Below are 13,413 nucleotides of genomic sequence, written 5' to 3' on the forward strand. Positions count from 1 at the left end.
AGATGGCACTGATCAAACCTGTAGAAGGAAAAGAACCTCAATTCGGAAACAACTGCTACCTCGCCGACAATGCCACCATCGTAGGCGATGTGGTGATGGGCGATGATTGCAGCGTGTGGTTCAACGCCGTGGTTCGAGGGGATGTGCACTGGATCCGTATCGGCAACAAAGTGAACATACAGGACCATGCGGTGATCCATTGTACCTACCAGAAAGCGCCGGTCACCATCGGTAACAATGTATCCATCGGACACCGGGCCCTGGTACACGGTTGTACCATTGAAGACAATGTGCTCATCGGCATGGGTGCCATCGTGATGGACGGCGTTGTGGTGGAGTCTCATTCGATCATCGCAGCTGGCGCTGTGGTACTGGAAGGTACACGCGTGGAAAGCGGAAGTGTGTATGCAGGCGTACCGGCGAAAAAGGTGAAGGAGGTGAGCAAAGAATTGTTCGAAGGTCAGATCCAGCGCATCTCCAACAACTATGTGATGTACGCGGACTGGTTCCGGTGAAACGACCCGGGACAGTTCTGCTGCAAAGGCTAAAGCTTCAAGCTGGAAGGATCTGAACGGTTGTCAAACAACGTAATCACTTCGATCCTGTTTTTCTTTATCCTGTAATATAAGCTGGTTTGCTTGCTGACGACGCACCGGTATACTCCACTCTTTTCCCCGACACAGGACAACTCTTGGGCATCCTTGAAATTCGATCAAGATGTTCATCCAATCTGTGTACAAAAGTATGCTTGACCTGAACGGACCATTCCTTTTCCAGGTGATTCAAAAGATGTTCCAATCGAATGCTTGCCCTCCTGGAAAAAACGATGTCCTTCATTTTTTTCGGTGCCGGGCGATAATGTCTTTGTATGAATGAACGGCACCTTTGTCCAGTTCTGCAATGCCTGCATCGATCTCATCCTTCTCTTCCTGAGTGAGTTCATCCCAGAAATCAGACTTATCCCGGATGTTTTCAATCTTCTTAAGGACCTTTTCGTCCTGAACCCTGAGAAGCCATTCGATCAGTGTCAGTTTCTTAGCCTGTATGTTCATCGGTAATAGCTTTTTGTAAAGTTAACGGTTTTGACAAAAGCTATGTTTCAGGATGGACGCCGTGCTAACACCATCAAAGTTCCGAGGATTCTCGTGGTTTATCCAGCACTTTGCGGATGGCATTCGCCTCCTGCATCATGCGGCGAAGCTTGTCGATATGGCCGGCGCTGATCTCGTCCCGGAACTGTTGTACGATGGCGATGTAAGCATCCAGCACTTCGAGGATGTACTTGTCATTCTCCATATACACCTGCGCCCACATCTCCGGTGAACTCTTCGCCAGACGTACGGTGGAGCTGAAACCTCCACTTGCCAGGTTGAAGATCGCCTTTTCGTTTTCCTCCTTTTCCAGTACAGCCAGCGCCAGGGCAAAAGAACTGATGTGTGAAATGTGTGACACGTAAGCCGCGTGCATGTCGTGTGCATCGGCATTCATGTACAGCAACCGCATGCCCAGCACGGTGTACATGTCTTCCACCCGTTGAACCGCTTCGGGCGCCGAAGCTTCCTTGTCGCAAATGATGCCCACCTTGCCACGGAACAAGTCGGGAATAGCTGCCCTCGGACCCGAATGCTCGGTACCTGCCATCGGATGTGACGACACATATTGTTTCCGGTTCGGGTGACCTGCGATCACGCGGGCAATGGAAGCCTTGGTGGAACCCATGTCGGTGACCACCTGGTGGGGTTTGATCTTGTCGAGTATTTTCGGAAGTACTTCCTTGATGGCAATTACGGGAATGGACAGCACCACGAGGTCGGCATGTTGCAACGCCTGATCCAGCGTGGCCACTTCGTCTATCAGGCCCAACTCAAGGGCGGTTGCGGCGTTCGCCACACTGCTATCCACACCCGTTACCTTGCTGGCAAAGCCGGCCGCTTTGAGGTCCATTGCAAGGGACCCTCCGATCAAACCCAAACCTACGACTGCAATCTGCATGATGTATTACGTTGTTACGTATGACGTTTGAACCCTTTTCAGGGCTTCGTCATAGACAGCTTCCGGACTGCAAAGTGAGATGCGCACGTGTCTCTTTCCATTGTTACCGAAGATCATTCCGGGTGTGATGAAGATGTGTTTTTCGGCCAGGAGGCGTTCCACCATGGCTTCTGCTGTAGCTTCTCCTTCAGGTATGGACGCCCAAACGAACATACCGGTTTGCTTTTCCCGGTAAGTACATCCAAGGGCATCGAAGAGTTCCCATACTTTTTTTCTTCTCTCCTCATAAATGCGGTTGCGCTCTGCATGCCAGTCGGCACCCAAATGCAGGGCGGTAACCGCCGCATCCTGGATGGGCCTGAACATGCCTGAATCCATGTTGCTCTTCACCCTCAGTACGGTTTGAATATGATCCGCCGCTCCCGCCAGCATACCTACACGCCAACCGGCCATGTTGTGCGACTTGCTGAGGGAGTTGAGTTCAATGGCCACTTCCTTCGCGTCCTCATACTGCATGATGCTTGAGGGTTCACCCTCGTTCAACACCAGGCTGTACGGGTTGTCGTTCACCACCAGGATGTTTCTGTGTTTTGCCCATGCGAGCACGGCTTCCATGGCCAGGTCATTGGCAGGTGTACCGGTAGGCATGTGCGGATAATTCAGCCAAAGGATTTTGGTCTTTGCATGCGCCAGCTTATCCAGCTCCTCCACCTGGGGTTGGTAATCATGTTCTTCCGTCAGGTTGTAGGTACGGATGTGCGCCTGCGCCAGTTTGGAAACGGCGGCATAGGTAGGATATCCCGGATCCGGTATCAACACTTCATCTCCCGGGTTCACAAAGGCAAGGGTGATGTGCATGATGCCCTCTTTGGATCCCAGCAACGGGAGGATTTCTTTTACAGGATCAAGCAAAACACCATATGTGTTCCGGTACCAATCGGCAAGGGCCGAGCGTAACTCGGGTGTTCCGTTGTATGGTTGATAGGCATGATGTGCGGGGTCTTCCGCTGAACGGATCAGGGTTTGAATGACATCTTCGGCCGGGGCCAGGTCGGGGCTTCCGATGCCCAGGTTAAGCACCTTATGTCCTTGGGCCCTCATGTCGGCGATCTGCCGGAGCTTGGTGGAGAAGTAGTATTCCTGAACTTCTTCCAGTCGGTTTGCGGGTGAAATGATCATGATGGTTTGAGTACTCTGCCGCGAAGGTAGGCATTCGCGGGATTTTGAGTGCAATGACCGGCCGTCAATGAGGCCTTGGTGGGATGCGTCATAAAAAAACCCCGGCGAACGGCCGGGGTTTGGAATTGCTTTGCAAGGGAATGATTACATCATGCCGCCCATGCCGCCACCCATCGGAGGCATAGCAGGGGCATTTTCATCAGGCTTGTCTGCGAGCACACATTCGGTGGTCAGCAACATACCGGCGATGGAAGCTGCATTTTCCAAGGCTACGCGAGACACCTTGGTGGGATCGATGATACCGGCTTCGAACATGTTCTGGTACTCATCGGTACGTGCGTTGAAACCGTAGTCATCTTTACCCGCAGCAACTTGCTGCACGATCACCGAACCTTCAGCACCTGCATTGGCTGCGATCTGGCGCAAGGGTTCTTCCAGTGCACGTTTCACGATGTTGACACCGGTTTGCTCATCCGGATTTGCACCTTTCACTTTATCCAGCGCTGAGATGGCGCGGATGAAAGATACACCGCCGCCGGGGATGATGCCTTCTTCAACAGCTGCACGGGTAGCGTGCAACGCATCGTCTACGCGGTCTTTCTTTTCTTTCATTTCCACTTCAGTGGCCGCACCCACGTAGAGCACTGCTACACCGCCGGACAATTTGGCCAGACGCTCCTGCAGTTTTTCCCTGTCGTAATCTGATGTGGTGCTTTCCACCTGGGCCTTGATCTGGTTCACGCGTGCCTTGATGTCTTCGCTTTTGCCAGCGCCGTCAACAATGGTGGTGTTGTCTTTGTCGATGGTCACCTTATCAGCCTGACCGAGGTAAGACAGATCGGCGTTTTCCAGCTTGAAACCTCTCTCTTCAGAGATCACGGTACCACCGGTCAGAATGGCGATGTCTTCCAACATGGCTTTGCGGCGGTCACCGAACCCGGGAGCTTTCACCGCAGCAATCTTCAGGCTGCCACGGATCTTGTTCACCACGAGGGTAGCAAGTGCTTCACCGTCGATGTCTTCTGCAATGATCAGCAGGGGTTTGCCGGTTTGAACGGTTTTTTCAAGGATGGGAAGGAGGTCCTTCATCACCGATACCTTCTTGTCGTAGATCAGGATGTAAGGGTTGTCGAGAACCGCTTCCATCTTCTCCGCATCGGTCACGAAGTAAGGAGAGATGTAGCCGCGATCGAACTGCATACCTTCCACCACTTCAACCGTGGTTTCGGTTCCTTTTGCTTCTTCAACGGTGATTACACCCTCTTTCTTTACTTTACCCATTGCATCAGCAATCAGCTTGCCGATGGTGGAATCGTTGTTGGCGGAAATGGTGGCCACCTGTTCGATCTTGTCGCTGTCGTGGCCTACGGATTTGGAGAGTTTGCGAAGAGATTCCACAGTGGCTTCAACCGCCTTGTCGATTCCTCTTTTCAGGTCCATTGGGTTGGCACCGGCAGCTACGTTCTTCAAGCCTGCTGTAACAATGGCCTGGGCGAGCACGGTGGCGGTGGTGGTTCCGTCTCCGGCTACATCACCGGTTTTGGAGGCCACTTCCTTCACCATTTGGGCACCCATGTTTTCGATGGGGTCTTCCAGTTCAATTTCTTTGGCTACGGTTACGCCATCCTTGGTGATGGACGGTGCGCCAAACTTTTTATCAATGATCACATTGCGACCTTTGGGTCCGAGGGTTACCTTGACCGCATTGGCCAGGGCATCTACTCCACGCTTCAGCGCGTCACGAGCCTCGAGGTCAAAAATGATTTCCTTTGCCATGATGATGTATGGATTTTAAGGTTGGTGAAACAAATTAAAGGACGGCGAAGATATCAGACTCACGCATAATGAGGTAGTCCTGTCCGTCAATGCTGATTTCGGTTCCAGCGTACTTGCCATACAGAACGCTGTCGCCTTCCTTCACGGTCAAAGGCTCGTCTTTTTTACCACCACCTACGGCTACAATGGTTCCCCGTTGTGGTTTTTCCTTTGCCGTGTCAGGGATGATGATCCCACCTGCGGTGGTTTCTTCTGCAGGAGAGGCCTGCACGATCACCCGATCTGCGAGGGGCTTAATTTTGAGCTTTCCCATAATTCAAATTATTCTTAAGGTTTGACATATTTAGATGTTGAGGCAGCCTCCACCTTTCATATTCCGTGCCATGTGTCTGACAAGGGTTTGGCACCGGCAGATTGCTGACAAATTTGCCTGGCACTGTTCCATTGCCTGACAGATTTTCGGAAGACTCCCGGTCAGGCTGTCACACCCATGCTGGGTAACTAGTTCTGTGGTTGCGCTTCTCCACCCTGTTCTTGCGCCGGCTGATCATCAAGGATGGGCAGTGCGGTGGGTTGTGAAAGATTGGTGCTGTTATCCACCTGATCCTGAATAACGGATTTGGGGGCATTGTCTTCAGATGTACCGCGGGTCATGCTGCTGAGAAGGCTGAGTCCGAGCAGGGCGATCACCAGTGTCCACGTGGCTTTTTCCAGGAAATCAGCGGTTTTTCTAACACCCACGATTTGGTTGCTTGCAGCAAAGGATGAGGCCAAACCGCCACCCTTTGAATTCTGCACCAGTACGATGAGGATCAACAGTACACAAACGATCAGTATAACGACGGTGATGATATTGAATAACATATCAGGTGGCTTTTTTGTCCTTTAATTCTTGAATAAGGCCTGCAAAGTAACGGGATTTTTCGGGATTTTTCAAAGCCAGCTTCTCATATATAACAATAGCTTTATCCAGGTATCCCTGGTCGGCATAAATTCTTGCCAGGGTCTCTGTCAGAAACTCATCGTGTTCTGCCGCGCTTTGTCTGGCCATATTCTCCGGTGAAAAGAACTCAACTTTGGGCCTGCTGATCCGTGGTTCATTGCGGATGAAATCATCCACCAATTCATGTTGGGATCTGGAAGCAGGTTCCGGTGGCAGAACTTCCGACGGTGTTTGTTCCACAGGTGGTTCGGGAAGCATCGGTTCCGGATCAGTCGGTTGATGCGGCTGTGATTCTTTCAACCAATCCGAGAAGCTTTTCCGTGCGGGAGGCTTTGGTTTCTTCGATTCAGCGGGTTGTTTTTTCTCCGGCTTCCGGACAGGTGTTTCCGCTGGTGGCGATTTCTCCACCTGTACTTCCGGTTTTTGGGGTATGATCTGTTCCGGTGGGGATGATAATTCGGTGGTGGGCTTCTCCTCTTTATCCGGCGAAATCGGTGGGAGCACAGGTGTCAGTTCCGGTTTTCGCTGCTGGCCCTTAACCTCGGGCTTTCTGTTTACCGGTTCTTCTTCCTTCACCGGTTTCTCCTTCTCTTCGGTCGGTTCGGGTCCCGTTTCGGTCAAGGTGTTCCCCGTCATGTACTGATGGAGGATGGACCGATCACCACAATACGCTGCAGCCACCCGAAGGGCATGATCAAACCGGTGGTCACTCCGCTGCTGAAGGGCAAGGGCCCAGAACATGCGGGCTGTTGTAAAATACGGGTAGGTTGCAAGAGCCTCTTCCATAGCAGCAAGTGGCGCGTCTTCCGGAAACGATTTGCGCTTCACGGCTTTCATCCATATATTCTTATTAACAGTCACCTACCAGTTGATCATGATCCGGTCAAAAATATCCTGCGTCAATTGCTGGTTCACCTCATCCATGAGGTTTTCTTCCTGCGCTGTGAAATCCACATCATTGGCGTAATCCACATACCTGGAGAAGGTGGTTTCAAAGTCTTTGTTCTTCTCTTTTGTATTGGTATACTTCACCTTTACCCGGATGGTCAACCGGTTGGCAGCAGCTACCTGGTCACCCTGAACGGCCACCGGATTGATTTCATAACCCACGATCTCACCTTCAATGCTGATGTCTCCGGGCACCAACACCAGTTTCAGGTTGGATTGTCTGGTGAAAACATCTTTGAGTGCCTCTGTGAATTTCTGGCTCAGCAGCGGCTGCACAAGTGGTGCATTGTTCGGGAAATTGGCGATGTAAACGGTTTTGACCTCCGGCGGCATGTACACACCGTTCAGGCTATATATTCCACATCCGGAAACCGATAGGATCATCCAGGTGACCCAGGTGAAAAGCCATGTACGTCTTACGGGCTTACTGAATATGTCTGCGGTTTTACATGCCATATTCTTTGATCTTGCGGTAGAGGGTCCTTTCGGAAATTCCCAGTTCCTCAGCTGCTTTCTTCCTTCTGCCTTTGTGTTTTTCCAGGGCCTTTTTGATCAGTTCCACCTCTTTGTCGACCAGTGACAGCGACTCTTCCGTCACGTCTTCATGTTCATCAATGTGGGTGACTTCATCCTCGGTTTGAACCGGTGCCGGATGCAAAGATGCTGAAGGCACATGTGCTTCATCAGCATACAACCTTCGGATGATCTGCGATTTTTCAGCGGTCATTTCCTGGCCTTGCGTACCACCATGCATCAGATCGGCCACCAGTTTTTTCAGATCGGTCATGTCCCGTTTCATGTCGAACAGGACTTTATACAGCAATTCCCGCTCCGAAAAACTTTGCTGACTTTCCTCGCCTCCATCTACCAGCACAGGCAGCTGGCTTCCCTGGTCGGCGGGCAGGTAGCCATTCAAGCGGTTGGCATCAATCTCCCGGCTTTGTTCAATGATAGACATTTGTTCAGCGATGTTGCGCAATTGACGTACGTTGCCAGGCCACCGGTAATTCTCCAACAGCACAACTGCATCATCCGAAAGACGAATCGGTGGCATTTTGTATTTATCCGCAAAATCAGCCGTGAATTTTCTGAAGAGGAGATAAATATCTTCTTTCCGATCTCTCAGTGAAGGCACCCGAATGGGTACGGTATTCAAACGATAGTACAGATCCTCCCTGAACTTCCCGGTGGCTACCGCCTGGGTAAGGTTCACATTGGTTGCAGCCACCACGCGAACATCGGTTTTGATAACCTTGGACGATCCTACCCGCAAGAATTCGCCCGACTCCAGAACCCGCAACAACCTGACCTGGGTAGACAACGGTAATTCAGCTACTTCATCCAGAAAAATGGTGCCTCCGTTGGCCACCTCGAAATAGCCTTTTCTCGCATCATGTGCACCGGTGAATGAACCTTTCTCATGCCCGAACAATTCCGAATCGATGGTTCCTTCGGGAATAGCACCGCAGTTAACCGCAATCAGAGTACCGTGTTTGCGTTTGCTCAGATGGTGGATAATCTGAGGAAATACTTCTTTCCCTGTTCCGCTCTCACCCGTGATCAAAACCGTCATATCGGTTGGCGCCACCTGGATCGCGATTTCAATGGCACGATCCAGAAGCGGCGAATTGCCGATCACACCGAATCTTTGTTTTACCTCCTGTATTTTCATGGCATTCCAATATTAATGTTGTTCCGGCCGGAATCGAACACCCCCTGCGCAAAAAGTGTCAGCCCACACCTGCCACCTGAAATGCGGGGTACGAACCCCACAGTTTTCGATCTATTCTCGTGGTTTTGCAGGTGCAATACCGGAACCAATATGCCGGTAAGCATTCCCACAAATGCGCCGGCTGCAAGGTCCGTCGGATAATGACGACCGGATGCGTACCTCAAACAAGTAGTGGTGAGTGCTGCCGATCCCATCACCACAGGCACCAACCAGGTGCGCTTTTTGCCTTGCCGCGACAGCATCGCTATGGTGGTGAGAAACGAAGCGGTCATCCAGGCACCGGATGCATGCCCGGAAGGGAAAGAACGCATTCCATCCGTACCTGCCTGCTCAATCTTTTCCGTATCGGTCAAAAGATGTCCCAACAAAAACGGTCGTGGGCGTGACACCATTTCCTTAAGCCAGTCCTTCACACCCGCCTGAATCAGCCAGGCTTCAGCGTACATCAGCCCTAGCGTTTGGGCTTGCTGCCATCGGTTATTGGAGACTTCATCCTGCCGTTTCCATAACCACGGATACAAGCCTACGATCCCGGCCATCATGTAAGGCACGACGGTACTTGCGTGGTCGGCATGAACAGACCAGCGGTTCTTGGCATATCGATCCGGCCAGGGTAACTTCATTTGACTGTCAAGTGATTCAAGGTCAGCATACGTCAGGACCGGATCCCGTGAAACAACGGCCGCGCTCCCGTATAATACGATGCCGGTGGACATCAGACTGAAGTCCCGAACGGGCTTAACCACAAAAGTTTTGGGTTGTTGCTGACCCTGGCCTATTCCCGGAAGGAATAGCATACATAACCAGAAGGCCAGCAATCGTTGCATATCATTCAATCGTATCTCCGAGCAAAGTGGCTGCAGTGCATTCCGCAACTTTCACCTGAACATAATCACCCGGATTATATTGTTTGCGGGGGAACACCACCACTTTGTTCTGACTATTTCTTCCGAAGACATGTTCTTCGGAGCGCTTGGAAGTACCTTCCACCAATACCTCAAATGTTTTTCCCACGTCCTGTCGGTTGCTTTCGAGCGAGAGATGCTGCTGAATGGCAATCACTTCTTCGAGCCTCTTGGTTTTGACAGCATCCGGGATGTCATCTTCAAACTGGCGTTCGGCCATCGTACCGGGTCTTTCGGAATATTTGAACATGTAGGCAAAGTCGAACTTCGCCATCTCCATCAGGGAAAGGGTTTCCTTGTGTTCTTCTTCGGTTTCCGAACAAAATCCGGTGATGATGTCGGTGGATATGCCACAGTCAGGAATGTATTTTCTGATGGCTGCAATCCGGTCAAGGTACCATTCGCGTGAATAGCCCCGGTTCATCTTTTCCAGGATACGGCTGTTGCCGGATTGTGCAGGAAAATGGATGTAGTTGCAAATATTGTTGTGGGAAGCCATCACCCGCAGTACTTCTTCGGTAATGTCTTTCGGATGGCTGGTTGAGAAGCGGACGCGAAGTTCGGGGGCTACTTCGGCCACCATCTTCAGCAAACCAGCAAACCGAATGGTGTCAGGATGGTTCAGATCCGCATCTTTTTTCAGTCCGCCGCCGGACCATACATAAGAGTCCACGTTCTGGCCCAGCAATGTGACTTCACGAAAGCCGCGGTTGAAAAGGTCGCGGGCTTCGTTTACGATGGTTTGCGGGTCCCGGCTGCGTTCACGTCCACGGGTAAAGGGTACCACACAGAAAGAACACATGTTATCGCATCCCCGCATGATGGAGATGAATGCGGTGATTCCGTTGGTTCCTAATCGTACCGGTACGATGTCATCGTAGGTTTCTTCCTTGGATAAGATCACGTTCACCGCTTTCCTGCCTGCCTCCACCTCCTGAATAAGTGCAGGAAGCGAACGGTATGCATCCGGTCCGGCAACCAGGTCCACAAGTTTTTCCTCTTCCAGCAATTTGGATTTCAATCTTTCGGCCATGCAACCCAACACACCGATAACCAGTTCAGGATTTTTCTTTTTTGCAGATTTAAATTCCTGGAGCCGGTTTCGAACACGCTGTTCGGCATTATCGCGAATGGCGCAGGTATTAATCAGCACCACATCTGCTGCCTGTTGATCGGCTGTGGTAACAAATCCCTGTTCGGTCAGAATGGAGGCAACGATTTCGCTGTCGGAGAAATTCATCTGACATCCATATGATTCCACATATAGTTTTTTCCGGTCTCCGGGATCTGCCTCAAGGGGAAGTACGAGGGCTTCTCCTTGTCTTTCTTCTGCAAGCAATGTTTTGTCTTCCATTTGATTGTTCCCGCTTCTGGGCGCGCAAAGTTAGACAATTTCATGCGGGTGTCAAAATGTCATATTTCTATGAAATCCTGGGTTGAATACACCACCGGATTTGCTTTTTCGGTTTTGTTTTTTCTTTCTTTGTTGCCTTGATTGAATCAATACACGCCCGATCGTGAGCCCGGTCAGGGCGGAAAATTCCCTCTGAAGTATATGGCGAAAAATCTTGTTATTGTTGAGTCTCCGGCCAAGGCCAAAACCATTGAAGGTTTCTTGGGAGCCGATTATATCGTTAAATCGAGCTTCGGACATGTGCGGGACCTTCCGATGAAGGGATTACATGTGGATATTGAAAACGGCTACCTGCCGACATATGAAGTCTCTGCCGACAAGAAAGACGTGATCAAAGAACTCACGCAATTGGCCACCAAGGCTGATGTGGTGTGGCTGGCAACGGATGAAGACCGTGAAGGAGAGGCCATATCGTGGCACCTTTTCGAAGCACTGGGACTGGAGCAAGCCAAGGTGAAACGGATCGTGTTTCATGAAATTACCAAACCGGCCATCATGAAGGCCATTGCCTCACCCCGCGGGATCGATCTGAACCTGGTGGAGGCCCAGCAGGCAAGACGTGTGCTTGATCGCTTGGTAGGATTTGAACTTTCTCCCATCTTGTGGAAGAAGATTAAACCGTCGCTTTCTGCAGGACGCGTTCAGTCCGTAGCCGTACGATTGATCGTGGAACGTGAAAGGGAAATCAAACAGTTCAAAGGAAGTCCGTTCTTCAAGGCAAAAGCGATATTTGAACTGGAGAGAGACGGAGAAAAGGTGGGGTTGCATGCTGAATTACCCCAGAAACTGGAAGTATTACAAGACGCACAAAAGTTTCTGGAAGAGTGTCGTCAGGCGGTTTTCAGCATTTCCAACCTGGAAACAAAACCAGCCAGCAAATCTCCATCCGCACCATTCACCACCAGCACACTCCAGCAGGAGGCCAGTCGCAAGCTTGGGTTTTCGGTAGCACAAACCATGATGGTGGCCCAGCGCCTCTACGAATCGGGGAAGATCACCTACATGCGTACCGACTCGGTCAATCTTTCGGAAACAGCCATCAGCTCTGCTGCCGTTGAGATTGGTCGCTTGTACGGAACTGAATATATTGAGAGTCGCCAATACACCACCAAATCAAAAGGTGCACAGGAAGCTCACGAGGCCATTCGTCCGACCTATTTGCAAAAGAAAGAAGTGGAAGGCGACCGGAATGAACAACGGCTGTATGACCTGATCTGGAAACGCACAATCGCCAGCCAGATGAGCAATGCAAAACTGGAAAGGACCACTGCTACCATTGATATATCCACCTCGGAACATCACCTGGTTGCCAAAGGAGAAGTTATCAAATTTGATGGTTTTCTTAAAGTATACCATGAAGGTACCGACCAGGAAGATGAAGAAGAACAATCGGGTATGTTGCCTCCCTTGTCAGTGGGACAGGTTTTGCAATTGGACCAACTGACGGCTACGCAGCGATTTCCCTTGCATCCACCAAGGTATACTGAAGCCAGCCTGGTTAAGAAAATGGAAGAACTGGGCATCGGAAGACCTTCTACGTATGCCCCCACCATTTCCACCATCCAGAAAAGGGAATATGTAGTGAAAGAGAGTCGGGAAGGCGAAGAAAGAAAATACACGGTTCTCACCCTCACGAACGGAGAAATCACACAGGCTGAGAAAACCGAGATGGCAGGTTCCGAAAAAGCCAAAATGTTTCCGACGGATATTGGGATGGTGGTGAATGACTTCCTTCTGGAGCATTTCGGAGATATTCTCGATTACCACTTCACAGCCAAGATTGAAAAACAGTTTGACGAGATCGCGGAAGGCCAGAAGCAGTGGGATCGGATGATTGATGAGTTTTATGGGCCCTTTCATACGGACGTATCAAAAACCATAGAACATTCGGAAAAAGCTACCGGTGAGAGAATCCTTGGCAAGGATCCGGTTTCGGGCAAACAGGTATCTGTACGTATCGGTCGTTATGGCCCCATGGTACAGATCGGTACCGCCGATGAGGAAGAGAAGCCGAAATTCGCCAGTCTTAGAAAGGAACAGCGCCTTGAGGATATCACCCTGGAGGATGCACTTGAACTATTTAAATTACCCAGAACGGTGGGATCCTTTGAAGGGCATGAGATCGTAGCCAATGTGGGGCGCTTCGGACCCTATGTCCGACATGATGGAAAATTTGTATCCCTGAAAGAAGATGATCCGCTATCCATCACCGGCGAAAGAGCCATCGAAGTGATTCTTGAAAAAAGAAAAGCAGATAAGGAACGAGTCATCAAAACCTTTGACCAGGATGCTGAAGTACAAATCCTGAAAGGACGATGGGGTCCTTACCTGGTGCAGGGAAAAAACAACTTCAAAATTCCCAAAGAAAAAGTACCAGAAGAGTTGACCTTCGAGGAATGCATGGAAATTATTGCAAATGCTCCGGTGAAGAAAACCGCCAAGAAAGCGGCTCCTCAAAAGGCAGCTCCCAAGAAATCTGCTTCCAAAAAAGCAGCTTCCAAAGGAAAAAAGAAGTAACCATATT

Annotated in this window: 13 protein-coding genes; 2 read left to right on the top strand and 11 right to left on the bottom strand. The window is 50.6% G+C overall.

Annotation, left to right across the window (positions count from 1 at the left end):
• The first annotated feature begins 2 nt into the window (after window positions 1-2).
• Complete coding sequence (locus H6585_13935; GenBank protein ID MCB9449429.1) at window positions 3-515, top strand: gamma carbonic anhydrase family protein; 513 nt, start codon at window positions 3-5, stop codon at window positions 513-515.
• 318 nt (window positions 516-833) lie between these two features.
• Here H6585_13935 and H6585_13940 read toward each other — a convergent pair whose 3' ends face one another.
• The 11 genes from H6585_13940 to miaB all read right to left on the bottom strand — a co-directional run bounded on the left by H6585_13940 (window position 834) and on the right by miaB (window position 10,829).
• A complete protein-coding gene (locus H6585_13940; GenBank protein MCB9449430.1) occupies window positions 834-1,052 on the bottom strand; it encodes a hypothetical protein in 219 nt (72 codons plus the stop codon).
• 73 nt (window positions 1,053-1,125) lie between these two features.
• Window positions 1,126-1,992, bottom strand: a complete 867-nt coding sequence (locus tag H6585_13945; protein MCB9449431.1) for a prephenate dehydrogenase — start codon at window positions 1,990-1,992, stop codon at window positions 1,126-1,128.
• 6 nt (window positions 1,993-1,998) lie between these two features.
• On the bottom strand, window positions 1,999-3,171 hold the full coding sequence (locus H6585_13950; GenBank protein MCB9449432.1) for an aminotransferase class I/II-fold pyridoxal phosphate-dependent enzyme: 1,173 nt from the start codon (window positions 3,169-3,171) through the stop codon (window positions 1,999-2,001).
• A 144-nt stretch (window positions 3,172-3,315) separates the two neighbouring features.
• Window positions 3,316-4,947 carry a chaperonin GroEL gene (gene groL / locus H6585_13955; GenBank protein MCB9449433.1) on the bottom strand — a complete coding sequence of 544 codons (1,632 nt, stop codon included), beginning with the start codon at window positions 4,945-4,947 and terminating at the stop codon, window positions 3,316-3,318.
• 34 nt (window positions 4,948-4,981) lie between these two features.
• The gene (locus H6585_13960; GenBank protein ID MCB9449434.1) at window positions 4,982-5,260 is read right to left on the bottom strand and encodes a co-chaperone GroES; all 279 of its coding nucleotides are present in this window, start codon (window positions 5,258-5,260) and stop codon (window positions 4,982-4,984) included.
• A 188-nt stretch (window positions 5,261-5,448) separates the two neighbouring features.
• Window positions 5,449-5,811: a preprotein translocase subunit SecG gene (secG, locus tag H6585_13965; protein ID MCB9449435.1), complete on the bottom strand. Its 363-nt coding sequence runs from the start codon at window positions 5,809-5,811 to the stop codon at window positions 5,449-5,451.
• Window position 5,812: 1 nt separating this feature from the next.
• Window positions 5,813-6,727 carry a hypothetical protein gene (locus H6585_13970; protein ID MCB9449436.1) on the bottom strand — a complete coding sequence of 305 codons (915 nt, stop codon included), beginning with the start codon at window positions 6,725-6,727 and terminating at the stop codon, window positions 5,813-5,815.
• A gap of 24 nt (window positions 6,728-6,751) precedes the next feature.
• Complete coding sequence (locus tag H6585_13975; GenBank protein MCB9449437.1) at window positions 6,752-7,294, bottom strand: LptE family protein; 543 nt, start codon at window positions 7,292-7,294, stop codon at window positions 6,752-6,754.
• On the bottom strand, window positions 7,284-8,510 hold the full coding sequence (locus H6585_13980; GenBank protein ID MCB9449438.1) for a sigma-54-dependent Fis family transcriptional regulator: 1,227 nt from the start codon (window positions 8,508-8,510) through the stop codon (window positions 7,284-7,286). The genes H6585_13975 and H6585_13980 overlap by 11 nt, the downstream gene beginning before the upstream one ends.
• Window positions 8,507-9,397, bottom strand: coding sequence for a phosphatase PAP2 family protein (locus H6585_13985; protein ID MCB9449439.1), 891 nt, complete (start codon window positions 9,395-9,397; stop codon window positions 8,507-8,509). Before H6585_13985 ends, H6585_13980 begins: the two co-directional genes overlap by 4 nt.
• Before the next feature lies 1 nt (window position 9,398).
• Window positions 9,399-10,829: a tRNA (N6-isopentenyl adenosine(37)-C2)-methylthiotransferase MiaB gene (miaB, locus tag H6585_13990; GenBank protein ID MCB9449440.1), complete on the bottom strand. Its 1,431-nt coding sequence runs from the start codon at window positions 10,827-10,829 to the stop codon at window positions 9,399-9,401.
• Window positions 10,830-11,030: 201 nt separating this feature from the next.
• Here miaB and topA point away from each other — a divergent pair, with 201 nt between their 5' ends.
• Complete coding sequence (gene topA / locus H6585_13995; GenBank protein ID MCB9449441.1) at window positions 11,031-13,406, top strand: type I DNA topoisomerase; 2,376 nt, start codon at window positions 11,031-11,033, stop codon at window positions 13,404-13,406.
• The last annotated feature ends 7 nt before the right edge of the window (window positions 13,407-13,413 follow it).

Source organism: Flavobacteriales bacterium (assembly GCA_020635855.1).
Taxonomy (GTDB): domain Bacteria; phylum Bacteroidota; class Bacteroidia; order JACJYZ01; family JACJYZ01; genus JACJYZ01.

Excerpts from the sequence above, each read along its gene's own strand:
- H6585_13985 (MCB9449439.1), bottom strand. The coding sequence starts at position 9,397 with ATGCAACGATTGCTGGCCTTCTGGTTATGTATGCTATTCCTTCCGGGA.
- H6585_13950 (MCB9449432.1), bottom strand. The coding sequence starts at position 3,171 with ATGATCATTTCACCCGCAAACCGACTGGAAGAAGTTCAGGAATACTAC.
- secG (MCB9449435.1), bottom strand. The coding sequence starts at position 5,811 with ATGTTATTCAATATCATCACCGTCGTTATACTGATCGTTTGTGTACTG.
- miaB (MCB9449440.1), bottom strand. The coding sequence starts at position 10,829 with ATGGAAGACAAAACATTGCTTGCAGAAGAAAGACAAGGAGAAGCCCTC.
- H6585_13975 (MCB9449437.1), bottom strand. The coding sequence starts at position 7,294 with ATGGCATGTAAAACCGCAGACATATTCAGTAAGCCCGTAAGACGTACA.
- H6585_13945 (MCB9449431.1), bottom strand. The coding sequence starts at position 1,992 with ATGCAGATTGCAGTCGTAGGTTTGGGTTTGATCGGAGGGTCCCTTGCA.
- H6585_13935 (MCB9449429.1), top strand. The coding sequence starts at position 3 with ATGGCACTGATCAAACCTGTAGAAGGAAAAGAACCTCAATTCGGAAAC.
- H6585_13960 (MCB9449434.1), bottom strand. The coding sequence starts at position 5,260 with ATGGGAAAGCTCAAAATTAAGCCCCTCGCAGATCGGGTGATCGTGCAG.
- topA (MCB9449441.1), top strand. The coding sequence starts at position 11,031 with ATGGCGAAAAATCTTGTTATTGTTGAGTCTCCGGCCAAGGCCAAAACC.
- H6585_13940 (MCB9449430.1), bottom strand. The coding sequence starts at position 1,052 with ATGAACATACAGGCTAAGAAACTGACACTGATCGAATGGCTTCTCAGG.
- H6585_13970 (MCB9449436.1), bottom strand. The coding sequence starts at position 6,727 with ATGAAAGCCGTGAAGCGCAAATCGTTTCCGGAAGACGCGCCACTTGCT.
- H6585_13980 (MCB9449438.1), bottom strand. The coding sequence starts at position 8,510 with ATGAAAATACAGGAGGTAAAACAAAGATTCGGTGTGATCGGCAATTCG.
- groL (MCB9449433.1), bottom strand. The coding sequence starts at position 4,947 with ATGGCAAAGGAAATCATTTTTGACCTCGAGGCTCGTGACGCGCTGAAG.